Raw genomic sequence first — 22,355 nt, 5'->3', positions numbered from 1 at the left:
GTTTTATTTCTAAACTACGGCAGGTTTGTGAAGATAAGATTCTTAGGCGGCGCAGGCGAGGTAGGTAGACTAGCTGTTTTTTTAAAAACAGCGTCAAATGGCATATTGCTAGACTACGGCGTATCTTTTGACGCACAAGGCAGGCCGGTATTTCCGCTTCACATACGCCCGCGAGACCTCACAGCGGTTTTTCTCAGCCATGCCCACTTGGATCACAGCGGCGGACTTCCTTTACTCTATATTTCGTCTAGGACTCCTATTTATTCGACATCTCTTACTATGGAGCTAAGCGATTTGATGTATACAGATGCAATAAAACTCTCTGGATATTATCTGCCTTATACGCAAGAAGAGGTTAGAGAAACCATGGCAAGCGCTATACCTCTTATATACGGCGAGCCCGTAGAAATTGGTAGAGACGCTGTTTTAACAATCTATAACGCCGGTCATATACCTGGGAGTGCAATAGGCGTAGTTGAAGTGGAGGGTTGGGTTGTGGTTTTTACAGGCGACTTCAACACAGTGGATACAAACCTACTTAGGGGGGCTGATGTATATAACTTGCCGAAAAACCCCGACGTTATAATAATGGAGGCGACATATGCCTCTACGGATCATCCACCACGCGAGAAACTTGAAAGAGATTTTATACAGGCTGTAAGAGAAACTTTAGAGGGCGGCGGCTCTGTGTTAATACCGTCTTTTGCACTAGGTAGAGCACAGGAGATTTTACTAACGCTGGTGAAACATGGCGTAGATAAATACCCAATATATATCGATGGACTTGCGAGACAGATAAATCAAATCATTGCGAGATATCCACATCTGTTAAGAGACCCCGGCCTTTATAAAAAAGCCCTAGAAGTAGCTATAGAGGTACCTAGCGCGTATGTGAGAAAAGGGGCGCTAGAGGAACATTCAGTGATTATAGCCCCAGCAGGCATGTTAAAAGGCGGCGCTGCTTTATATTACTTCAAAAAGATGGCACAAAACAAGAAAAATGGTATATTCCTACCATCTTTCCAAGCTCCAAATACGCCTGGGTTTGAAATTTTAAGCAAAGGATACGCTGTAGTTGATGGTACAATAATAAAAGTTGACGCAAGACTTGAATGGTTTGACTTCAGCGCACATGCTGGGAGGAGGGAATTAGAGCATTTTATAAAGAGGTTCTCTAGAGATACGAAGATCATACTTGTACACACAGATCCTCTATCTGCATCAGTATTAATCCGACGCCTTATAAACGAGGGATATGATAACATCTATCTCCCAACAGCGCCAGGGGAAGAAGTTCGCATCAGTAGTTTAAAAGAGTAGCTTTGTTTAATGTGAAGATATTTGTAAAAAAGATCGACGATACTTTAGTGCCGGAGCTTGTGGAAGTGTCCCCTAAGATGTTACGTAAGAAGAAGATCTCCCTCAGAGATATTTATATTATCCTAGAGGACGATGATATAGACTTAAATTTTATAGAGAAAGAATTACAAGTGCGAACTTTACTGGGAAATATATAAGCTCGGCGTGCCGGTTGTAAGAGGGCCGTCGCTGTTGGCGAAGATTCTTGGATGCCCGACTCAGTGCGATTGCGATGTGGTTATACACGTCAACGACTTAGACAAAATCAAGGAGAGGAAGTGCGTGTGGAGTGTGGAAGATAGTTCCTTTATCCATAGGCATATATGGATAGGCGGTTATCCGCATATATCTCTTGAAGATATGGAAAAGATAAAGGAGAGAGAGGTCTTGGATGTAATTAACTGCATAAAACTAAAGATGAATTTCGTGGATTTTTAGCCTTCTGCCGTCTTCAGCAGGTAGGATAAAAGTTACCTTATACGCATCGCCAAAATATATAGCTGCTAAATCTTCGCCTATGTGAAACTCGCCATCTAGTGTATGTAGTATACATTTCTCACAATTGAGCTTTATATATTCCACAGTATCTCTTAGCGTTTTTATAAGGTCTTTTGGAGCCCCCTTCACTGCAAACATAACACTGCCATGGTTACTATGTAGATGTGGATGGATGTGTACGCCATAGGTTTGTGCTATGTGGTCCATCAGTTTTGCAACTTCCTTTGTAAATTCATTCTCTTCAAATGTATGGTGATGATACTCTTCTTCGTCTTCCTCATACTCCTCTCCCTCTTCAGTAGCCACCAGAGTAAGGTTAATAATTATCTCGAGGGGCTCTCCTGAAGATATTCTCATGAGGTCTGTCTCTAGTCTCCTCCATTCTTCAATTCCCAATTTTATCTTACTAAACACTTACTGGTACCATCTCACATTTTAAAAACTTATTGATAAGACTCATGGTTAAGAAATGTGTCGTTGCTAGCGGTGTATTGATAAGGGACGACAGAGTCTTAATGGTAAAACACAGGCGACTTGGCGTATATCTCTACCCAGGCGGGCATGTGGAAGAGGGAGAAACTCCTATAGAAACTCTTGTGAGAGAGTTTGAAGAAGAAACGGGCTTAGTAGTAGAGCCCATAGGATATGTTCACGGCATAAAAGACGATAATGTTGTTGAAAGGCCGCTTCCCTTTGTCATATTAGAGGAGGTTGTACAATACCCAGAGGAGGTGCATATACATTTCGATCTCATTTACTTAGTAAGAGAGGTGGGAGGTGTTCTAAGAAGTGGCATGTGGATTGACATATCAGATATAGACAGCATAGAGACGTATCCAAATGTGCGAAATGTAATAAAATTGGCTACAAGAGCTATAAATACTCTATATAGAGGGAAGAACGTTTAAATATTTGTATTTTTTGCATAGCTAATGTCGGGGGTAATTTCGGGGCTCGAAACGGGGATTCAAAACGAGTTGTAGACAAACTAGTTGAAACATTCAAAGCCTATAAGATAAAACATATCTTGGGAATACCCGGCGGGTCTATAATGACGTTATATGATGCATTATACGACCAAGAGATAGAGCCTATCCTATTTCGCCACGAACAAGGCGCAATGCACGCGGCAGAAGGCTATGCTAGAGTTTCAGGGAAGCCGGCTGTTGTAGCTGTTACAAGCGGTCCAGGGGCTACAAACGTCGTGACTGGGCTAACCAACGCATATATGGACTCTACGCCTCTAGTAGTAATCACGGGACAGGTAGCTACAAACATATTTGGGAGAGACGGATTCCAAGAAACAGATATCCTAGGCGTGGTAACTCCAATTACAAAATTTGTATACCAGGTTAGAAAACCCTCAGAAGCTTCTTCAGCGTTTAAAACAGCCTATGAGATTTCAATCTTAGGAAGACCTGGGCCTACATTAATAGATCTCCCCAGAGATATCCAAATTGCCCCTGCACCCGATTACGAGGATAAAATCGTTGTAAATAGAGAGAAGTTTATACCGCCTCCGCCAGATGTAGATAAAACTAGACTTGCAGCTAAATATCTATCGGAGGCCGAAAGACCAGTAATTCTTGTAGGAGGCGGCGTGTTGTGGTCAGGCGCCACTCCAGAGGTTTTAGAGCTTGCAAAAACTCTATACGCGCCCATCGTTTCTACTCTACCTGGCAAAGCGGCAATACCCCACGACTTTCCGCTATACATGGGACCCGCCGGTATGCATGGCCGGGCTGAGGCCGATGCCGCGTTAGCAAATGCAGATGTCATATTAGCAGTGGGCACTAGATTTAGCGATAGGACGTGGGGACGTTTCAAAGAGTTGATAGAATATGTAAAGAGCGGCAGAATTAAGCTAATCCATATTGATATAGATAAAAGCGAGATAGGTAAAAATGTAAAACCAACTATAGGCATAGTAGGAGATGCAAAAGAAACACTAAGACTACTACTAGACTACATACACGTATCAAGTTTTAGAAATCAGAAATTTATAGATTGGCTCCTAGAAATTCGAAAAAAATATGAAGAAACCATGGCTAAGATATCGGCGTCAACGCCGGCATTTCATCCGTGGAAGGCGTTGAAAATCCTAAGGGCCGCGGCTCCTAGAGATACGATTACTGTCACTGGCGTTGGCTCGCATCAGATGTGGGCAGAAATTGTATGGGACGTCTATGAACCTGGGACATTTATAACATCCGCTGGGCTAGGCACAATGGGCTTCTGCGTCCCGGCCGCGTTAGGAGCTAAACTAGCCGCAAGAGAGAGACCTGTCTTGTGTATTGACGGAGATGGATCCTTCCAGATGACTATGAACAATCTAGCTCTCGTAAGAGATTATAACTTGCCCATAGTGGTCGTAATTTTTGACAACAGAGCTTTGCAGTTAGTTAAACAATGGCAGATATACCTATACCAGAGGAGAATAATTGCGACTGAGTTTAGCAAGAGGCCCGACTTCTTAAAGATAGCAGAGGCGTACGATATAGATGCAATTAGGCCAGAGAGTTACGAACAGCTAGAGAAAGCTGTGGCAAAAGCGTTGAGAAATAACGAACCTTTGATAGTGGACTTGACGATTGATAGCGAATACGACATAGTGCTACCGTGGGTTAAGCCTGGCGATTGGTTAACTTCCGCAATATTACCGCCAGGTATGGATGTCAAATTGACGTATGAGTAATATTAACATAATTGTGCCAAAGTCTTTAGACGCCCTTGGCCGCGTTATAGCAATTACGCGCAGAGCAAAAGTCCAACTGATTAACATGTCTGTAACACTAGAGGACTCTATGTATAAGATTTACATGAGAGTAGAGGGACCTCCAGATGAAGTTCGATGGCTAGTTGCTAAGCTGGATAAATTACCCGAGGTGTTAAAAATAGAAGAATATATAAACAGCTAGAGTTTTATAGATATGGCAAAGATCTATACTGACAAAGACGCATCTTTAGAGCCTCTAAAGGGGAAGACTATAGCAGTAATCGGATATGGCATACAAGGCAGGGCACAGGCTTTAAACCTAAGAGACAGCGGGCTGAAAGTAATAATTGGTTTAAGAAAGGGGGGCAACTCGTGGAATCTAGCAGTTTCGGAGGGGTTTGAAGTATACGAAGTTAGTGATGCTGTTGCGCAAGCAGATGTAATAATGGTGTTGATTCCCGATATGGAACAACCAAAGGTGTGGCAAAACCAGATAGCACCATTTTTAAAAGAGGGCGCCGTAGTTGACTTTGCCCACGGCTTTAACATACACTACGGCCTTATAAAACCGCCTAAAAATGTCGACGTAATAATGGTTGCACCTAAGGCGCCGGGTAAGGCCGTTAGAGAGGAATTTTTGGCAGGAAGAGGGGTGCCTGCGCTTGTAGCAGTACACCAAGATTACAGCGGCGCGGCTTTGAAATATGCGCTTGCTATAGCCAAGGGCATTGGCGCAACCAGGGCAGGAGTTATTGAAACTACATTTGCCGAAGAGACGGAAACAGATTTGATAGGCGAACAGATCGTATTAGTGGGCGGACTTATGGAGTTGATCAAAAAGGGGTTTGAGGTGCTTGTAGAAATGGGGTATCAACCAGAGGTGGCCTATTTCGAGGTTTTAAACGAGGCCAAACTCATCATGGACTTAATATGGCAAAGAGGTATCTACGGAATGTTAAACGGCGTCTCCGACACCGCTAAATACGGAGGTTTAACAGTGGGGCCTAAAATAATTGACGAAGAAGTAAAGAAAAAAATGCGGATCTTTGCACTTCGTGTAAAAAGCGGCGAATTTGCCAAGGAGTGGGTCGAGGAATATGCAAGAGGTGGTCTCACACTAAAAAAGTTGATGGAGTCTGCAAGAACCCACCCCATAGAGATAGTAGGCGCCGAGATGAGAAAGCTGTTATTTGGACGGCAGCAAGAGTAGTTTATTGCGCTAGTCTATATACACCGTCGAACCTGTATATTTCGCCTCCTTTAGAGCTCTCTTTCTTCTCGCTAATTTTACAGCTGCCTCTACAGCACGTCTGGCATACTCTTCTACTCTCTCAAGCGCCTGTATTCTATTTGCGCCATGTCCAATAATCCCGAGAGTAATAGGCTTGTCCACTTCAACTGCGATATCTAGTATTTTCCTAGCAGCTTGAGTAGCGACTATTTCGTCATGTTTTGTCGCGCCTTGTATCACCGCGCCAAGTGTGGCAATCGCATCAACATCGTTTTTCGACGCCAACTCTTTTAACACCATTGGTATGTCAAAAACACCAGGGACTTTAACTACATACGTGACCTCAGCGCCTAAAAACTTCGCATGTTCAAGAGCTTTTTGTAACATTAGTTGTGTAATATCGTAGTTAAACTCTGCTACTACAAGCGCGAGTTTAACCATATAGGAACGATACAACACCATTATTAAAGTTGGCGCCGCTCTCGCCTTAAATCTTTAAATATTGCGGACTTTATTTTTATTTATGCCATCTGGCGTAAAAGCTAAAATATACGAATATCTGTCCCAGAATAAAGGTAAAGAATTTACAGCAGAAGAAATAGCAAAAGTCCTAGGTGTAGAAAAAGTAGCAATTGTAAGAGCACAACTCACCAGGCTTGTGAGAGAGGGAAAGGTAGAGAAAACAGCAGAAGGCCGCTATAGAGCAAAGTAATATTTTTGCGAAAGCTTAGTATTTAATCCACAAAGATTTTTTACCCGTGTCATTACCTCGCGAGATTCTAACGGCGCTCGAACAAGTCAGAGAACTTCTCCAAAACGTTGGAAAGAGTGTTGAGCCTAGATCTCTTCGCGACGTTATACGTTACTACATAGAGACCCCAGGAAAACTCCTTAGGCCTATTCTCCTTCTCACATTTTCCTATAGTCTTGACAGAAAGTCTATATTTGAAACAAAGATTATACAAGCAGCGGCTATAGTAGAGTTATTACATATTGTATCTTTACTTCAGGACGATGTCATGGACAAACACGACGAAAGAAGAGGGGTTAAGACGCCACGGGCATTATATGGGGATGGAAGATCTATAGTAGCAAGCGACTGGATTATTGCAGAGTCTATAAAAAGGGCGTTGCAGCTTGGGCCAGAAGTTGTAGAATATCTAGCAGATGTCGCACAGAGACTATCAATAGGGCAAGCCTTAGATCTTGACGGCGAATACAAAAAAGCCGCAGAGTTTAAAACTGCACCGCTCATTGAGGCCACGCTGGTGTTGCCGATCATTCTATTAGGTAGAAGAGAACTTTTTGATACCGCTACAAAACTAGGTCGCTTGCTTGGCATATTATATCAGTATTCAGATGACTATAGCGACGAGAAAAGAGAAAAAGACGATATGGTAAATATCGCGATAGAAATAAAGAAAATGTTAATGAAATTAAAAAGTACATTAGGCGAGACATTCACCCCATTTGAAAGACTTATAAAAGGTATTATTGAAAAAGCACTAGAAGGTACTTTAACGCCATCAAGAAGTTTTATATCTTGATATATCTCCAAGACATATGATGAAGCTAGACTAAGCCGAATATATGACGTTGCGTGAAAGGGCTGAACTTAAATTAGGAATCTCCGGTATGCCGGGTGTTGGAAAAACAACACTAGTAACAAAGGTATTGGAAGTAGCTAAATCTAAATTTGCCATATGTGGGTTTATAACAGTAGAAGTAAGAGATGGCGGAAAAAGAATAGGATTTGATATAATAGATGTCAACTCCGGGGAGAGAAAGCCCTTTGCCAGAGAAGGAATTGGCATGCCTTCCGTCGGCAAATATGTAATTAATCTAGGTACGTGTACTCTTATAAGCAAGGCCTTGCGACATAAGCCATGCAACTTAGCTATAGTTGATGAAATTGGCGCCATGGAATTCAAGTGCCCAAATTTCACAACTGACTTGGAAGAAGTAGTATCAAATACCCCGAGAATTTTAGCGACCATACATAGGAACTATATAGGTATCGCGAAAAGATTGGGGTTTGAGGTCATTTGGCTTACGAGAGAAAACTGGGAAATGACATATAAACAAGTACTCAAACGATTAGGACTTTCTATATAGCCGCACTTTGATAAATAGACATTAAGTATTATACTCTAAAAATTTAGATCGCATAATGCCTAAAGCAATATTCTAATTGTCTAATCATAGTCTCCTAATATAATTTTTACAAAAACCTCAGGGGGTCTCTGACGGTAGATATATAGTATACCTCTTTGGCACCTATAGAAGTTGCAATCTCGTTTGCTTCAATATAAAACCCTATCTCGGTCGTAAAATCCATCTTATTACCGACAACAACTACCCTTTTGCTACTTGAGAACCCCTCTCTATGAATAAAGTATGTAATTCTGAAATTGCGAAAAGAGACTCGTAATTTGTCACATCGTACATATAGATAAGTCTGTCAATAACCGGTATTTTAAATGAGGCGAACTTCATCGCCACGTCAAATACGCGTTGACCTGGCACATCTACTAAATCGACTTCTAAATCTCCGAGGTAAATTCTATAATAACTAGGTCTTAGCGTAAGTACAGGCGTATCCGATATCTTAAGTATTCTATAAGCAAAAATGGTCTTTCCGACTCCGCCAACGCCTAATATAGCAACAACTTTTCTATACACCATATATATCGATAAGAGAGCCACGTCCCTTTAAATACTGAATGTAATGTATTTTCTTATCTTTACTATTTAGATTGAGGCCTACAAAAAAAGGTCTAGAGCAATATAGAATATACAGAAAGAGAAAAACTACATAAATAAAACAAAGAAGAAATAGAACATCCCCAATATTTATTTCATAAAGAATACTGTAGAATAAAATACAGTATCCAAATTAAACAAAAGCTTTATAAACCAATGAGTATTGTCAACACATGTCCAAGAAGCAGAAGTTGAAGTTCTACGATATTAAGGCGAAGCAGGCGTTTGAGACTGATCAGTATGAGGTTGTTGAGAAGCAGACTGCCCGCGGGCCGATGTTATTTGCAGTAGCAAAATCCCCATACACAGGAATAAAAGTCTACAGACTAATCGGCAAAAAGAAATAAGGAAAAATAAAAATATTTTTTAACCTCCACTCTTTTTTATGCCATATAGGTTCAAAAATCTGACCATATATTGGTTAGGGCATGACGCTTTTAGAATTGTCGGAGAAGGCGCGGTTTTATACATAGATCCATACCAGATACAACTTGGCGAGCCTAAGGCCGATATTGTGCTTATTACTCATGAACATTTTGACCATTGCGATCCACCGTCTATTCAGCGGTTAAAGAAGCCGTCTACTATAGTGGTTGCGCCAAAGATCGCCAGGCAATGTGTAGGCAAAGTTGTCACAGATATCGTAGAGGTGACGCCAGGTGAGACAAAGAGCATTGAAAATATCCAAGTTACGACTTATCCAGCGTATAATATAAACAAATATAGAGATATTGCGCGTGGTGTGGTATTTCACCCCAAGCAAGATGGAAGAGTGGCATATCTTATAAAGTGGGGCGACGTTAGTATATTCCACGCTGGAGATAGCGACTTTATACCAGAGTTTAGAGATATAAAAACAGACGTAGCTCTAGTGCCTGTGTCTGGCGTATACGTAATGACGCCTTCTGAAGCCGCCGAGTTTGTAAACACAATAGAGCCAAAGGTAGCTATACCAATGCACTATGGCGCAATAGTGGGCTCGAGGAGAGAAGCCGAAGAGTTTAAACGGCTTGTTAAACCAGGGATAGAAGTAGTGATTTTAGAGCGGGAAATATAGCGGCGGCTATTAACGCTATAATTATTCCGACGTAAGCTCTTACGAATTTCTCTATCTTTATTAATCTTATACTAGAGCTTAATGAGGCAACTAACATCGCAGAGTAGGCGACTAATGTAAATGATACAGGTATGTTAAATGATATTCCAATAAACGCGCCAATTATAGTAGCTAAGTTTATTGCCACTACGGTTCTTGGCCTGAGCGCCGCCAGATCTGCCACCCACCGTGAAAAGCCGAGACCAAGATATGTTCCGACTACAACCGCTAATGTGGCTAGTGGTATATTGCGTGAAAATAACGCCACGTTGTTATATCCGAATACGTACATCAGTAAGAAAAGCGATGGTAATATCATTATGTCGCTTCTTTTTAATAATTTACATAGTGGGAAAACTATAAGAGAGACTGTGGGCGATGTCAACCACAGAATTACGGCGTCTGGCCTGAGTGAGTATATAGCATATCCTACTATAGATATTGGTATGCTTATCTTAGCTATAGACAACGCGGTGTAAAGGGCCGCGATATATAGGAATTCGCTTGTCCCCACGTGTATGTGTGACATATGGCTTGTGGATATGCCTAGAAGTTGTCCCGCCACGGCGATTATAAAAGATCTTCTAGGCCCGACGCCCGTGCCCCATGCGGTGGGGCCTAGAAGCACTAACGAATTGTTATATATCAGTATGAGGGCTAGTAAAAATGTGTATATATCTTCTAGGTCTTCCATTTATATTGATGTTGAGATAGTTGCCAGGTGGTAGGCCGCGTCTTGTATATTGTCGGCTATTTTATCAGCTGTATATACCAAGGAGATTAAATGGTTGAACTCTACGGCGTTTAGTTGGAGCCCGTAGGCTTTGTCTAATATATTCTCCTTTATTTCGTCAATTTCTTCTTCGAGAGAACTTATGAGGCGCGCATATCGCCTGATATCCTCATCTCCTTTTGCATTAAGCATGTTTTGGAAATATTCTAGCATAGTTTTTATAAGATCGAGCATTTCTTTTACCTCTGTGATAATAATTGTATATATCTGGTCGCTTGACCACAAGTGGTAGCCTCTTCTGATTTCTTTAATCGCGAAATATATCAAGTCGAGGATATTATCTACGTTATCAAGCAGAATTAAAACCACATTTGTGATTGTCGGCACAACAGCTCCCTGGGCAACTCTATCTACCAAGTCTCTGACTATCTCGTCGCCCTCTCTCTCTAAAGCTGTCACTTTTCTCAGCGCCTCGTCTACAAAGCTCTTGTCAATAGATTTTGCAGATATCAACTCCTGCAATATGCGAAGAGATTCGAATGAGAGACCTATGTGGACTTTTAATTTGGTCCTTATGTCTTCTAAACCGCTTGAAAAAATCTTTTTCAGCCGTTGCACCACTCTATTATATTACTATTTATTAAGATTCGCGCTTGACCCACTTGGCAAATGCATGTATCGGCACATAGACAAAGCGAAACTCCTCTCTCCACGTTGGCATAATACGCCCCTTTATGTTAATCTTGGCGCCACAGAACTTACATCTGTATTCTCCCCCCTTCTCTATAAGGTTTATTTCTAAGATGTCAAAGCCCCTTCTCTTGATTACCACACGCCCACACTCTGGACAGTAGGTGTGTTCATAACGGTGGCCAGGCACGTTGCCCACGTAGGCATATTTTGCCCCCTCCTCCTTGGCGACCTCTACATGTTTTTCCAAGGTCTCTATAGGTGTTGGAAAGAGGTGGCGCATGTTGTAATCTGGGTGGAAGCGTAGGAAGTGTATTGGGACTTCTGGCCCTAATATATCTATTATCCGTCTCACGAGTTTTCTAGCCTTTTCTAAGTCGTCGCCAACTTCAGGCACGACAAGATCTGTTATCTCTACCCATATGCCATATTTTTTCATCTCTGCGAGAGTCTCAAAGATGGGCTCTGCGTCAGTAATATACACATATCTCCTTAGGAATTTCTCGTCTGCATTTCCTTTGAAGTCTACAGTTGCCGCATCTAAAAACTCGCTTGCGTATTTCACAGCCTCCGGGGTCATATAGCCATTGGTGACAAAGGTATTAAAGAGCCCTTTTGAACGGGCTAATATGCCGACGTCGTGGGCAAACTCTATGAAAATTGACGGCTCGTTATATGTGTATGTAATTCCGTGGGCTCCGTAGCTTTCTGCAATCTTTACCAATAACTCCGGCGTAACTTCAAAACCTTCAGCTCTCCTCCTCTGGCTTAGCTCGTAGTTTTGACAATATTGACAAGCCCAGTTACATCCAAAAGTTGAAAACGAGAGAACTAAAGCCCCTGGGTAGAAATGTGTCAACGGCTTTTTTTCTATTGGATCTACAGCTATGGCAGAAATTAAGCCGTATACATCGAGCCTTAAGACTCCGTCTCTTACAGTTCTAACACCACAGAACCCCGTCTGGCCCTCTCTTAACTTACATCTCCTGGCACAAGCCAAACACTCTATTCTGCCATCTGACAATTTCTTACTAAGTACAGCTTCCACAGCAAAACCGCTTTTTATAATAAAAAATGTTTGGTCAGCGTAGCTCAGCGCGTTCACAATTCACAAAGCTTTTCTCATCAACCCGTTTAACTCAGCTGTTCCAGCGCCGGCCATATGAGGCCATAAATGCCTTGTCATCACTAAACATATATAGTTTAGAGGTTTAAAACTTCAAATGTGCTACACCTCTCTAACTTAGCTATTTCCTGGATCTCTACCTCATGATAATGGCGCATTGGAAAATCCATGTTTTCGCCGGCAATGATACGTATTGCTGAAAAAATCTCTCTAACATCTCCACATTTGCTAACTATGATTAATTTGCGGGCTTTTATTCTAGCTTGTTTAAGCAGATCATTAGGAACTCCGCGAGAGTTACGATTACTACAAAAGTCAAGTATGGTGAATAGACAGTCCTTTTTCTCCATTAGACTCTCCTCCCCTTGCGCCCGCTTGGCGGCCTTATTGTATCATGTGGTATTGGAGTGACGTCTTCTATCCTCCCAATTATAAGGCCGGACCTAGCTAGGGCTCTTATTGCAGCCGAGGCGCCGGGGCCGGGCACTTTCATGCCATAGCCGCCGGGTCCCCTCACTTTTATATGTACTGCATTTATACCTCTTGCAAGAGCTAATTGCGCCGCTTTGTAAGCAGCTTGCATCGCCGCCCAGGGAGATGGTTTATCTTTATCTGCACGTACTACCATGCCGCCGCTTACGCGAGCTACAGTTTCGGCACCTGTTAAATCTGTTATAGTAATTATCGTATTATTTGAAGATGAATATATCCACGCTATGCCCCACCTCAACTTCTGTTGTTGCTGCTGCGGCTGTTCTGTAGCTGACATCGAAACTCGATATGATGAGGGCTATTTATCTTTTTCACTCTGAGGATCTCGGTCTCTTTTTCCCAACATATTTAGGCAAGGCGTTTGCTTCCTCTAGCGCGCTTGCGATAGCCACAGCTAGCGAAGGTATTACAAAATCTGTGGCAATGGTGACCTCGGGCACTAAATCTACTACTAGAGATGCGAAACGAAATACGCCAGGCGGCACCCCCTCTCTAGACCCTATTAAAAAGTTTACTCTCTCTGCCTTGAATAACTCTGCTAATTTATCTTTGACATGTGTTATATAGTCCCCCTTAGGATCTGTAACTACCAAGGGCTCTCCCACTCTATCTCTTACATATTGATATAACTCGTAAACATATATGGGGACTTTCCACACAGCTCTTCCATAGCTTTTCACCTGTATTTGGTATCTACTCTCTATGCCCTCCTCTACAGCTTCTAAAAACAACCTCAGCGTTTTTCCAGACGTCTGCTTGTAAAGCAAGATTGTAAGCTCACCAACTTCAAAGGTTTGTGCTGCTCTGCCTATTCTCTCTCCCATTTTTCGCACAGCCTCCTCATCTCCTTCATAGATAAACTGGCCTATTGCAACTTTTCTAAACGTCTCTAACGGCAGTGGTTTGTCACGTCTTAGTTTCCTATATTCTCTCGTGGCCGGAATACAAATGGCGGCAATATCTTGAAATATCTCAATATATAACGGCTTAGATGGTTCTTCTAGATCGACCTCGGCGTCTGTTGCTTCTTTCACGGCGGCGCCAACTCTCACATTTACGTCTATAGAAGTAAAGCTGTGTACCCCCCTTCTGGTAGTTCGAATTGCAAAGGTGTCGCCGCTCTTTATATACCTCTTAGCAACTTCCACAGCAACTCTCTCTATTTCGGGAAGTTCGGCTTTTGTCACGCCCTCCACCACAAGCACTTTGTCAGCTTCTGGCACCTTTTCCACTAACATTTTTGCAATTTCCCACTTACCGGCACCAACTCCATTTACAAAAACTATGCCGAGATAACCTTGGGGCGCGGGAGTTACCTCGACAGCAGAACCCAGAAGCTCCTTTATTATCGAGGCTACAACTTTCTCAAACCCTCTTCTCACCTTTATTATCAAATCCATAAACGGTACACGCGGTAGACAAAAAAATCTAACTTAATAACTTAAATATATAATAATATTTAGTCATGGCAGCTTGGAAGCTAGAGGAGAACATACAGAGAGACCTTGAAAAAGCGCAGGAAAATGTTGAGTTATACGGCGGACATGTGGTCAAGGCGCCAAATAGGTATGAAATTAGAACCGGCGTAGTTGTGGCGGCTAGGTTTGCAGATAAACTAAGACGGACTGCTTTCGCAGTATTTGGGGGTGTACTACCGCGGGAGGAGATAGTGAGGGCAACCTCTGAGCTCAATAAGAAGATCTACGAGAAGCTTATTTCCATGGGCGTTGGAAAACTTGATATTGTACGTATAACAGTAGAGGCTATAATAGAAGGCGGAAAGTTAACGTTTGGAGAGCCTAAGATAGAGTGGTTTATACCCCACTCGGAGGTTGAAAAGAGAGTTGTAGAGTGTGAAAGAAGAATAAATGAGATTAAGCAAAAAATCGAAACATTGCTAAGAGAGCTACCTTAGTCGATCTTTATCTCAAACCCTCTTTTTTTCTTCTCTACCTTCTCTAGCTCTACGGAGAGAACACCGTTTTTATACGTCGCCTTGGCCTTGTTTGGATCTACGGCGGCTGGCAACCTGATCTCCTTATGGTACTTCCTCTCCTTACCCCTAGCGTCTATTGTTAACGTCTTCCCGTCTTCGCTTATGTAGAGCTTTATATCCTCCTTCTCTACCCCTGGCATGTCTACAACAACCTTTATCTTGTCGTCCTCCTCTACTATGTCCGTAAGCGGATCAATCTCATCTACGACCTCTATACGTTCGACATCAGGTCTTCTCCTTACATTTCCAAATTCTCTAACTACGGGTCTTCCGTCGGGTCCCACAGTAATTTCAAAGCCATAGTAATAGTAGCGTGGTCTCCCACCGCCAACTTGTGAAGAAAATCTTCTAAAGTCTTCCTCTATTTGTCTCTCTATCTCTTCAAAGAATTTCTGCCATCTCCTCATGAATTTCTCAAATTCATCAAAAATCGACATAGTAACCCTTCCTGTGCTACTATTTAAACTTTTTATAGACCAACAACAGCACGTTTAATTCTTTTCGCCATTTCCTCGTAACGTCTTATATCCTCTGGGGTGAGCGATGGTGGTATTCTTTTTAGCGCTTCTTCGAAGTGCTTCCATGAGACTGGTTTTGCCTTTGGCGTTTTCTCTTTTATGGTTTCTCTTAGGGCGAGCATTGCCGCCTCTCTTACAAGCGCCGCAAGGTCTGCGCCGGTGTAGCCTTCGGTTTTCTTTGCTAACTCCTCCAGATTTACATCATCTCCTAACTTGATCTTTCTTGTATGGACCTTCAGTATTTCTATCCTCGCCTTTAAATCAGGCGGTGGGACGTAGATTATTCGATCAAAACGGCCCGGCCTTAATAATGCCGGATCTAAAATATCAGGTCTATTGGTGGCAGCCATGACGACCACGTTTTTGAGCGTGCCTATTCCGTCCATCTCGGCGAGTAGCTGATTGACCATTCTATCTGTGACTCCAGAATCACCAAGTCTGGAGCCTCTCGCAGGCGCTATTGAGTCTATCTCATCAAAGAATATAACGCAGGGAGCAGCCATGCGGGCTTTCTTAAAGATCTCACGTATGGCTTTCTCAGACTCGCCGACCCACTTTGAGAGAAGCTCGGGGCCTCTGACGGCGATGAAGTTAGCGCCCGATTCCGTGGCCACTGCTTTTGCAAATAGTGTCTTCCCCACGCCGGGCGGCCCAAAGAGGAGGATTCCCTTCGGCGGCTCGACTCCCAACTCGTCGAAGTAGTGTTTGTACTTCATAGGCCACTCTACGATCTCTCTCAGCTCCTGTTTTATAGTGTCGTATCCCCCGATGTCGTCCCAATGCACCTCGGGAACCTCAATGATTACCTCCCTTAGTACTGTTGGGTGTACATATTTCATAGCTTCTAAAAAGTCAGACATACCTACCTTTAACTTATTTAATACCTCTTGTGGTATGACGTCTTGTTCAATATTAATTATGCCCTTGTTCATAGCCTTTCTTAACGCCGCCATGGCGGCCTCTTTTGCAAGCGCCGCGAGATCCGCGCCGGTGTAGCCGTGGGTCATCTCGGCAATTTTATCTAGGTCAACCTCGTCACCTGGCGCACAAATCCCACTCTCAACATCGGCTTTTGTACATAACGGCATATTGCGTGTATGCACCGCCAGAATTTCACGTCTAGCTCTCTTGTCTGGCATAGGTATGTGGATTTCTCTGTCGAATCTTCCTGGTCTTCTTAGTGCTGGGTCTATTGCGTCTGGGCGGTTGGTTGCTCCTATTACTATTACTTGTCCTCTCTCTTGTAGTCCGTCCATTAGGGTTAGTAGTTGTGCCACCACTCGCTTTTCTACCTCTCCCGTGACTTCCTCGCGTTTGGGGGCTATGGCGTCTATCTCGTCTATGAAGATTATGGCGGGGGCGTTTTTCTTCGCCTCTTCGAAAATCTCCCTAAGCCGCGCCTCAGACTCGCCGTAGTACTTCGACATGATCTCGGGGCCGTTTATAGCGACGAAGTAGGCGTTGGCCTCGTTAGCCACAGCCTTGGCGAGGAGAGTCTTGCCCGTGCCAGGGGGGCCAATCAAGAGGATACCCTTCGGAGGCTCAATACCCAAATGTTTAAACAACTCAGGATGCCTAAGAGGAAGCTCCACAAGCTCACGAATCTTCTGTTTAGCATCCTCCAAATCACCAATATCCTCCCAAGTGACCCTCGGAATGGAGAGCTCTGTCTCTTTTACAGGCTCTTCGCGTACTGTGACCTCTGTGTCTATAGAGACGTAGGCCGCTGGGCCGGGCTGCACTTGCACCACGACGAATCTAATAGCGCCGCCGTAGAAAGGTACGTCTATCGCCTGTCCCCTGGCCACTGGTTTGCCAAGGAGTATCTGTTTCTTTAGATACTCCGGGTCTACTCTGACAGGCTCTGTGGGCGCTAAGACCACCCTCTGGGCAGATTTTAAGACTGCCTTTCTAACTTTTACAGTATCTCCAATGCCAACGCCGGCGTTCTGTCTAATGATGCCGTCCATCCTAATGACGTCCTTATCCTCGTCCTCCGGATACGCCGGCCACACTTGGGCGTAGGCCGACTTTCTACCAACGATTTCTACATAATCGCCAGGCTCTATGCCGAGTTTCCTCATTATACGCACAGGGATTCTAACAATACTTCTACCAACATCGCGCGACCTAGCTTCGGCAACTTTCAGAGTAATCTCACTAGACATACAGTAAGTAATGTCCTAGATATAAAAAGAATTTCAAGACTGTTTGATCTCTCGTTCCATCTCTTTTACCTCTGCAACTTTCTCAGGCATGGCGTATGTAATATACACCCTGGCAAGGTCTTTTACTATGTCCATTTTATTAAGAACACCTACTAACCTTCCCTGTTCATCAAACACCGGCAATACTCCGTTTTCAAGTAATTTATCTATAATTTCGCCTACGTCGTTGTTAATAGAGATGTTTAGACTTACGGGTCTCATAACATCAAATGCCATTAATGTGCCGACTTTAGAATAGCGCAATCTTCTTAGACCTGTTGATACTTTTCTTAAAACGCCAGACTTCGTGAAGAAGATGATTTTCTCGCCTCTTAACGTTTCCTCAATAGGTCTTAAAGCGAGGTCGTCTACAGATACCACGCCTTTTATATCGTTACCCTCTGTTACAACAACACCATCTAGCTCATATGCATTTATCTTCTTTATCACAGAGTGTAAGCTGGCAAAGAAATTCACCGTGGCGATTTCCGCCGGCGTCATTAACTCTCCTACTTTTGCTTTTCTGCCACGCTCTTTAAACGCCTTTATAAGCTCATCCTTTGTCACTACGCCAATTGGCGTATTGTCTTCGCCTACTATTACTACATAGTCTGTACCAGCGGCTAACATCTTATATGCTATCTCCTCTACTGTTGTATTTGGAGCAACAACTGGATAGTTTGTCTTCATTATGTCTCCGGCAGTGCCCTCCTCAACTAGTATTCTCACCGTCTCACCTGGCGCCACCTGTTCCTTCAATATTAACATCTTGCCTTTTTGTCTCTTCCAGTACCCCAGCGATTTCTCTGCTATATAGGTAAGGAAGTCGCGCCTAGTTATAAACCCCACTATCTTTCCGCCGTCGTCTAATACAGCGACTATACTACTGCGGCTTCTTAGGAAAACTTTACGTATTCTCGAAAGCGTATCTCTGATATTAACAGATGGTATGTCGGTTAACATTACGTCTCTAGCTCTTAAGCCTGTGACGTGTTTAGACGGCCTAATCCCTATTGCGGTTTCTAACGTCGGTTTTTCAACAACTATCTCTATAGCTTTTCTAACCTCTATATCCTCCCTCCCCTCTTTAGGCCCATATAAATATGCATGTAGTATGTCCCACACAGTTACAGCTCCTATGACCCTCTGGTCTTTGTCGACGACTGGTACTACATATAACCCAGTCGTAGCCATATACTTCGCCACCTCTTCCACAGGTGTTTCAGGCGTTGCTACAGCTACGCCTCTAAACATAATTCTCCACACTCTTACAACTCCCGTGTGCTTACTCTCGCCTCTAGTCACGCGAGTGCCAAATAGCGGCCTGGGCTCGCCTGCGCCTCTGTACCACCTCCGCGACTTTACAAAGTCCCAAATCGTCAAAATCCCAACGGCGCCGTTTTCTCTGCTGAGAACTACATAGCCATCTACCTCGCCCCCGACAAGCTTTTTGAAAATTTTAGATACTCTCTCAATAGCTTTCACAAACCCCGCTCTGCTTTTCTTCTCGCCTAGGGGGGTGTAAATAGCGGCAACAGACTTAGCCTTAGGCTCTTTTAGCGCAAGAGCCGACAGGAGACCTCTCAACGTCACAATTCCGACGTATTTCCCCTCTTCATCTACTACAACTGCGCCCCACTTAGATTCCGCTATTAAAATCTCGGCAACGTTCTCTATTTTCCAACTCTCCTTGACTACGATCGGCGGATTTAAGAAATCGCCTATTTTGGCATCTAGCTTCTTACTTTTTATCAAGAGGGATGTATGTGGATATACAACTCCAGCTACGTCTTCTGAAAAGATAGATTTAAACACAGGCACTACGTCGATTGGGAATTTTCTCAGATACGAGGCGAGAGTCTCCAGAGTCGTGTTTGTAGTAACTCTAAACGGAGGATGTTCAACAACGTCTTTCACATATTGAGGGGCTTCGGGCCTCACGACTTTTTTAACTTCTTCTTTCTTTAACACACGTCGAGCTACGTATCACTTTAAAAAAATTACAATTCGTCTGCATAAAGCGCTCCGTTTAAATGTACGATATATCTGCCCCCCTCTATCTTGAGCTCCCGATCTGCTCTTTTGACAACTACAGGGCCTAGGATTATGAAATTGTCCCGGGGACTGTCTGTGATAAAAAAGGTTAAAATACCTAGCTCGGCCGCGATATTTGCTATGTCGGCTCTATCGGTCAACACCGGAATCCTCTTGGTATATGCATATAACAGAGACTCAAACGTCCCTATCTGATCTGGAAAAATACTTTTTACAATGCCTATAGGCTCCTCACCCCCGTCCCAAAGATCGTAAAGAGGTCTGAGCCAGGGATGGCGTAAAGACCATGTTAACAACTCCTCTCTAGATCCGCGAGATAACAGCTCTCTTACTAAAACGCTTTGTTCCACAGACAATCCCATAACGGTCCTAAATACCGTAGCGACAACATCCGGCTTTAACTTAGAAATCGAAACTAGGCGTCTCTGTGACGCTTCTATATTGCCTATCACCACTGCCGTTTTAAAGTACTTACCTACAATCCTAAGCGCGGTTTGAGACGGAGCGACTATATGTATAAGCCCTTTGAAATCCTCGGCAACGGGCTCTGGCAGATATCTGTCTAGCGTGCCTACCTCGCTGTAAAACGATTCTTTATCTACAGCTCTACATATAGCATATGTGCACTTCACGTGCCAATTGTTATAGCGGAATAGGAGAGTGTGCATATCGTTGCCGTCCTTCTCAAATACACAAACTAGACCTAACTGTGGTATATAGCCTAGGTCTCCCTCCGGCGCCGTTGCAACCTTTTGACAAATATAGCCACACGAAGTCGCTTTGTAAACTAGAAAAGCTATGGAAATAAAGAGTAGTACTGTGAACAACTTAAATGGCGTCTCTATCGACAGTCCAAGCGTAAATAGAGAGATGGCACGAGAAAGGCGGGGCATCGTGGGAGCGAGATATAGGGCAATTCCTCCCAAAGAGATGACAATTGCCTTAGCAATGCCCGCGTGTGGTGAAAGAAGCGATGCGATAAGGCTCGCTGATGTAATCAACGGCGTGAAGATTTCACATTTCAACAGACGTCGCCACAAAACAGCATATGTAATTATGTAGCGTCTAGTTATATAGAAAAACGCCGTAGTGATACCTAAAACTGGATTTACCAAGAGGAGGGCTATAGTTATTAAAATAACGATGGCGCGCCGCATTTTTATAAACATAACCCCGAAATATATACGTGGTGACTCAAGCCAGAGTACAGATAGGCATTGTAGGCAAGCCAAACGCCGGCAAATCAACTTTTTTTGCAGCAGCAACTCTAAAAGATGTCAAGATTTCTCCCATACCATTTACCACAATAGATCCTAACATAGGCATTGGATATGTAAGAATAGAGACATGCCCCTGTACAAACATTAGATGTAACCCCAGAAGCTACATAGTGCTTGACGGCGTGTGTTTTGCGCCAGTGGAGTTAATAGATGTAGCTGGGCTCGTCCCTGGCGCGTGGCAAGGGAGGGGGTTGGGAAACCAGTTTCTAGACCACTTAAGGAGAGCCCCCGTCCTTATACACGTCGTAGACGCCTCAGGGTCTACAGACGAAGAAGGTAGGCTTGTTAAACCGGGGTCTCACGACCCTGTCTCAGACGTTTATTTCCTTGAGAGAGAGATAGATATGTGGATTGCATCTATACTCCGTAGGGACTGGGACAGGGTTGTTCGTTATGTCGAGTTTAGCAAAAGAGACATAACTGAAGTTCTGTTAGAGAAACTAGCTGGGTTAGGTATGGGGCGGGCACACGTAGAGGCAGCGCTTCAAGATGCAGACCTAGCGAAAAAATCTCCAAGCAAATGGAGTGACGAAGACCTCGTAAAATTTAGCCACTTAGTTAGAGAATACAGCAAGCCTATTGTAATAGCGGCAAATAAAATCGACCTTCCAGAGGGCGAAGAGGGGTATAAAAAACTAAGAGAGACGCTTCCTAATAGAATCATTGTGCCCACATCCGCCGAGGCTGAATTGGCCTTAAGACGGGCGGCGGCAAAAGGGCTTATTAAATACAAGCCAGGCGACCAGAGTTTCGAAGTAGTGGGCCAGCTAACGCCACAACAAAAATCGGCGTTAGACAAAATAGCGGAATTATTAAAGAAGTGGGGTTCGACAGGCGTGACCAAAGCTATCAACGCTGCAGTATTCGATGCAATAAAATACGTGGCAATTTATCCCGTTGAAGATGAAAGAAGGTTAAGTGATAAGAACGGCAACGTTTTACCGGATTTATTGCTAGTGCCGCATACATACACCGCAAGAGATGTCGCTTATGCTATACATACGGAACTTGGCGAAAGATTTATCGCAGCAATTGATGTAAAAAGCGGAAGAAAGTTGGCCGCAGATGAGACAGTTTTTCAAGGCCTAATTATAAAAATACTCGCCAGATGATTAAACCGCCTTGTTTCTCAGAAGCGATATCCATATGTTTTTCTTCAATAACTCAGGCATATGGCCATTTCCATTACGGCCCTCCCCCTCAAGTCTCACATATGTCTGGTTAGAAGTCGTATTATTTTGAGCCGTACGCGGTTCGCGTCTCTCTGAGCTGAGCAAGGCGAGGATCTCGTCAAGTTTCTTCAGGATCATGTCATGGAGATTTTGTACAAGAAACGCCCCGCTAGAAGATATAGATACGGGAGTGGCGGAAATATTTATGGAGTATGTGTATATGGGGAAGCTAAATATATAATGGTTAGCCGGGGGTTCTACTACCTCTAGCGTTTTACGCGCTTTCGACAAAGCCTTATATACCGTGTTTATAGATATACCGAGCGTCTCGGCTATTTCTCTAGGTCTTAAGCCTCTTGAATATAGTTCTGCAACTTTCTTTTCAGTCGCAGTAAGTTTCACCGTTGTAGTAGACGTACCTAG

Annotated in this window: 27 protein-coding genes; 14 read left to right on the top strand and 13 right to left on the bottom strand. The window is 43.5% G+C overall.

Translation table 11 applies throughout. From position 1 onward, the window contains the following. Window positions 1-27: 27 nt before the first annotated feature. From PISL_RS02870 to PISL_RS02860, 3 genes are read left to right on the top strand one after another with little or no spacing between them, the layout of a single operon-like run. A complete protein-coding gene (locus tag PISL_RS02870; protein ID WP_011762312.1) occupies window positions 28-1,320 on the top strand; it encodes an MBL fold metallo-hydrolase in 1,293 nt (430 codons plus the stop codon). 11 nt (window positions 1,321-1,331) lie between these two features. Further along, a complete protein-coding gene (locus PISL_RS02865; RefSeq protein WP_053240290.1) occupies window positions 1,332-1,517 on the top strand; it encodes a hypothetical protein in 186 nt (61 codons plus the stop codon). Window positions 1,518-1,524: 7 nt separating this feature from the next. Next, window positions 1,525-1,797: a hypothetical protein gene (locus tag PISL_RS02860; RefSeq protein WP_011762311.1), complete on the top strand. Its 273-nt coding sequence runs from the start codon at window positions 1,525-1,527 to the stop codon at window positions 1,795-1,797. On the opposite strand, the gene PISL_RS02855 is transcribed toward PISL_RS02860, so the two are convergent. Further along, complete coding sequence (locus PISL_RS02855; RefSeq protein ID WP_011762310.1) at window positions 1,771-2,271, bottom strand: hypothetical protein; 501 nt, start codon at window positions 2,269-2,271, stop codon at window positions 1,771-1,773. The two genes, PISL_RS02860 and PISL_RS02855, sit on opposite strands and share 27 nt — an antisense overlap. Window positions 2,272-2,315: 44 nt before the next feature. Between PISL_RS02855 and PISL_RS02850 the strand changes: the two genes are divergently transcribed. Genes PISL_RS02850 through ilvC form a run of 4 tightly spaced genes read left to right on the top strand, consistent with a single transcriptional unit; the run spans window position 2,316 to window position 5,783 of the window. Continuing rightward, complete coding sequence (locus tag PISL_RS02850) at window positions 2,316-2,765, top strand: NUDIX hydrolase (protein WP_011762309.1); 450 nt, start codon at window positions 2,316-2,318, stop codon at window positions 2,763-2,765. 17 nt (window positions 2,766-2,782) lie between these two features. Then, complete coding sequence (ilvB, locus tag PISL_RS02845; protein ID WP_167827711.1) at window positions 2,783-4,552, top strand: biosynthetic-type acetolactate synthase large subunit; 1,770 nt, start codon at window positions 2,783-2,785, stop codon at window positions 4,550-4,552. Continuing rightward, the gene (locus PISL_RS02840) at window positions 4,545-4,775 is read left to right on the top strand and encodes an ACT domain-containing protein (RefSeq protein ID WP_011762307.1); all 231 of its coding nucleotides are present in this window, start codon (window positions 4,545-4,547) and stop codon (window positions 4,773-4,775) included. The genes ilvB and PISL_RS02840 overlap by 8 nt, the downstream gene beginning before the upstream one ends. 12 nt (window positions 4,776-4,787) lie before the next feature. Next, window positions 4,788-5,783 carry a ketol-acid reductoisomerase gene (gene ilvC, locus PISL_RS02835; RefSeq protein ID WP_011762306.1) on the top strand — a complete coding sequence of 332 codons (996 nt, stop codon included), beginning with the start codon at window positions 4,788-4,790 and terminating at the stop codon, window positions 5,781-5,783. A gap of 9 nt (window positions 5,784-5,792) precedes the next feature. Here the strand turns inward: ilvC and ribH are convergent, their stop codons facing one another. After that, entirely contained in the window at window positions 5,793-6,245 is a 453-nt protein-coding gene (gene ribH / locus PISL_RS02830; RefSeq protein ID WP_053240289.1) for a 6,7-dimethyl-8-ribityllumazine synthase, read from the bottom strand. An 82-nt stretch (window positions 6,246-6,327) separates the two neighbouring features. On the opposite strand from ribH, the gene PISL_RS02825 reads away from it, so the two are divergent. From PISL_RS02825 to PISL_RS02815, 3 genes are read left to right on the top strand one after another with little or no spacing between them, the layout of a single operon-like run. Continuing rightward, window positions 6,328-6,516 carry an HTH domain-containing protein gene (locus PISL_RS02825; RefSeq protein WP_011762304.1) on the top strand — a complete coding sequence of 63 codons (189 nt, stop codon included), beginning with the start codon at window positions 6,328-6,330 and terminating at the stop codon, window positions 6,514-6,516. Window positions 6,517-6,562: 46 nt separating this feature from the next. Beyond that, complete coding sequence (locus tag PISL_RS02820) at window positions 6,563-7,351, top strand: polyprenyl synthetase family protein (protein ID WP_011762303.1); 789 nt, start codon at window positions 6,563-6,565, stop codon at window positions 7,349-7,351. 43 nt (window positions 7,352-7,394) lie between these two features. Continuing rightward, on the top strand, window positions 7,395-7,919 hold the full coding sequence (locus PISL_RS02815) for an NTPase (protein WP_011762302.1): 525 nt from the start codon (window positions 7,395-7,397) through the stop codon (window positions 7,917-7,919). 240 nt (window positions 7,920-8,159) lie between these two features. On the opposite strand, the gene PISL_RS02810 is transcribed toward PISL_RS02815, so the two are convergent. Next, entirely contained in the window at window positions 8,160-8,510 is a 351-nt protein-coding gene (locus PISL_RS02810; protein ID WP_245218452.1) for a Rab family GTPase, read from the bottom strand. Window positions 8,511-8,740: 230 nt separating this feature from the next. Here PISL_RS02810 and cc1 point away from each other — a divergent pair, with 230 nt between their 5' ends. Then, the gene (gene cc1, locus PISL_RS02805; RefSeq protein ID WP_011762245.1) at window positions 8,741-8,914 is read left to right on the top strand and encodes a DNA-binding protein CC1; all 174 of its coding nucleotides are present in this window, start codon (window positions 8,741-8,743) and stop codon (window positions 8,912-8,914) included. 38 nt (window positions 8,915-8,952) lie between these two features. After that, window positions 8,953-9,624 (top strand): MBL fold metallo-hydrolase, encoded by a 672-nt coding sequence (locus PISL_RS02800; protein WP_011762300.1) that lies wholly within the window; start codon window positions 8,953-8,955, stop codon window positions 9,622-9,624. Here PISL_RS02800 and PISL_RS02795 read toward each other — a convergent pair. From PISL_RS02795 to PISL_RS02770, 5 genes are all read right to left on the bottom strand, one after another. Beyond that, a complete protein-coding gene (locus PISL_RS02795) occupies window positions 9,581-10,357 on the bottom strand; it encodes a hypothetical protein (protein WP_011762299.1) in 777 nt (258 codons plus the stop codon). The two genes, PISL_RS02800 and PISL_RS02795, sit on opposite strands and share 44 nt — an antisense overlap. Next, a complete protein-coding gene (locus PISL_RS02790; protein WP_053240288.1) occupies window positions 10,358-11,014 on the bottom strand; it encodes a DUF47 domain-containing protein in 657 nt (218 codons plus the stop codon). It abuts the gene before it with no gap. Window positions 11,015-11,036: 22 nt separating this feature from the next. Then, window positions 11,037-12,134: an AmmeMemoRadiSam system radical SAM enzyme gene (amrS, locus tag PISL_RS02785; protein ID WP_053240287.1), complete on the bottom strand. Its 1,098-nt coding sequence runs from the start codon at window positions 12,132-12,134 to the stop codon at window positions 11,037-11,039. 427 nt (window positions 12,135-12,561) lie between these two features. Further along, a complete protein-coding gene (locus tag PISL_RS02775) occupies window positions 12,562-12,981 on the bottom strand; it encodes a 30S ribosomal protein S11 (RefSeq protein ID WP_011762295.1) in 420 nt (139 codons plus the stop codon). Between the two features lie 34 nt (window positions 12,982-13,015). Then, the gene (locus PISL_RS02770; protein ID WP_011762294.1) at window positions 13,016-14,104 is read right to left on the bottom strand and encodes an SPOUT family RNA methylase; all 1,089 of its coding nucleotides are present in this window, start codon (window positions 14,102-14,104) and stop codon (window positions 13,016-13,018) included. Between the two features lie 65 nt (window positions 14,105-14,169). On the opposite strand from PISL_RS02770, the gene PISL_RS02765 reads away from it, so the two are divergent. Beyond that, entirely contained in the window at window positions 14,170-14,619 is a 450-nt protein-coding gene (locus tag PISL_RS02765; protein ID WP_011762293.1) for a DUF2258 domain-containing protein, read from the top strand. On the opposite strand, the gene hsp20 is transcribed toward PISL_RS02765, so the two are convergent. The 4 genes from hsp20 to PISL_RS02745 are packed head-to-tail and all read right to left on the bottom strand — an operon-like array spanning window position 14,616 to window position 20,637. Beyond that, complete coding sequence (gene hsp20, locus PISL_RS02760) at window positions 14,616-15,137, bottom strand: archaeal heat shock protein Hsp20 (RefSeq protein WP_011762292.1); 522 nt, start codon at window positions 15,135-15,137, stop codon at window positions 14,616-14,618. The two genes, PISL_RS02765 and hsp20, sit on opposite strands and share 4 nt — an antisense overlap. Before the next feature lie 32 nt (window positions 15,138-15,169). Then, complete coding sequence (locus PISL_RS02755) at window positions 15,170-17,386, bottom strand: CDC48 family AAA ATPase (protein ID WP_011762291.1); 2,217 nt, start codon at window positions 17,384-17,386, stop codon at window positions 15,170-15,172. A gap of 33 nt (window positions 17,387-17,419) precedes the next feature. Then, window positions 17,420-19,396 (bottom strand): CBS domain-containing protein, encoded by a 1,977-nt coding sequence (locus tag PISL_RS02750; protein WP_011762290.1) that lies wholly within the window; start codon window positions 19,394-19,396, stop codon window positions 17,420-17,422. A 29-nt stretch (window positions 19,397-19,425) separates the two neighbouring features. Further along, the gene (locus tag PISL_RS02745; protein WP_167827605.1) at window positions 19,426-20,637 is read right to left on the bottom strand and encodes a hypothetical protein; all 1,212 of its coding nucleotides are present in this window, start codon (window positions 20,635-20,637) and stop codon (window positions 19,426-19,428) included. Between the two features lie 29 nt (window positions 20,638-20,666). Between PISL_RS02745 and PISL_RS02740 the strand changes: the two genes are divergently transcribed. Next, window positions 20,667-21,872 (top strand): redox-regulated ATPase YchF, encoded by a 1,206-nt coding sequence (locus tag PISL_RS02740; protein ID WP_011762288.1) that lies wholly within the window; start codon window positions 20,667-20,669, stop codon window positions 21,870-21,872. On the opposite strand, the gene PISL_RS02735 is transcribed toward PISL_RS02740, so the two are convergent. Continuing rightward, window positions 21,873-22,334, bottom strand: a complete 462-nt coding sequence (locus PISL_RS02735) for a sigma factor-like helix-turn-helix DNA-binding protein (RefSeq protein ID WP_011762287.1) — start codon at window positions 22,332-22,334, stop codon at window positions 21,873-21,875. Window positions 22,335-22,355: the final 21 nt, after the last annotated feature.

Source organism: Pyrobaculum islandicum DSM 4184 (assembly GCF_000015205.1).
GTDB classification, from domain to species: domain Archaea; phylum Thermoproteota; class Thermoprotei; order Thermoproteales; family Thermoproteaceae; genus Pyrobaculum; species Pyrobaculum islandicum.
This window is presented reverse-complemented; position numbering and strand designations above follow the sequence as displayed.

Coding starts and splice junctions, on each gene's coding strand:
- ilvC (WP_011762306.1), top strand. CDS start 4,788: ATGGCAAAGATCTATACTGACAAAGACGCATCTTTAGAGCCTCTAAAG.
- PISL_RS02795 (WP_011762299.1), bottom strand. CDS start 10,357: ATGGAAGACCTAGAAGATATATACACATTTTTACTAGCCCTCATACTG.
- PISL_RS02850 (WP_011762309.1), top strand. CDS start 2,316: ATGGTTAAGAAATGTGTCGTTGCTAGCGGTGTATTGATAAGGGACGAC.
- cc1 (WP_011762245.1), top strand. CDS start 8,741: ATGTCCAAGAAGCAGAAGTTGAAGTTCTACGATATTAAGGCGAAGCAG.
- hsp20 (WP_011762292.1), bottom strand. CDS start 15,137: ATGTCGATTTTTGATGAATTTGAGAAATTCATGAGGAGATGGCAGAAA.
- PISL_RS02840 (WP_011762307.1), top strand. CDS start 4,545: ATGAGTAATATTAACATAATTGTGCCAAAGTCTTTAGACGCCCTTGGC.
- PISL_RS02815 (WP_011762302.1), top strand. CDS start 7,395: ATGACGTTGCGTGAAAGGGCTGAACTTAAATTAGGAATCTCCGGTATG.
- PISL_RS02770 (WP_011762294.1), bottom strand. CDS start 14,104: ATGGATTTGATAATAAAGGTGAGAAGAGGGTTTGAGAAAGTTGTAGCC.
- PISL_RS02745 (WP_167827605.1), bottom strand. CDS start 20,637: ATGCGGCGCGCCATCGTTATTTTAATAACTATAGCCCTCCTCTTGGTA.
- PISL_RS02775 (WP_011762295.1), bottom strand. CDS start 12,981: ATGTCAGCTACAGAACAGCCGCAGCAGCAACAACAGAAGTTGAGGTGG.
- PISL_RS02825 (WP_011762304.1), top strand. CDS start 6,328: ATGCCATCTGGCGTAAAAGCTAAAATATACGAATATCTGTCCCAGAAT.
- PISL_RS02755 (WP_011762291.1), bottom strand. CDS start 17,386: ATGTCTAGTGAGATTACTCTGAAAGTTGCCGAAGCTAGGTCGCGCGAT.
- PISL_RS02800 (WP_011762300.1), top strand. CDS start 8,953: ATGCCATATAGGTTCAAAAATCTGACCATATATTGGTTAGGGCATGAC.
- ribH (WP_053240289.1), bottom strand. CDS start 6,245: ATGGTTAAACTCGCGCTTGTAGTAGCAGAGTTTAACTACGATATTACA.
- PISL_RS02765 (WP_011762293.1), top strand. CDS start 14,170: ATGGCAGCTTGGAAGCTAGAGGAGAACATACAGAGAGACCTTGAAAAA.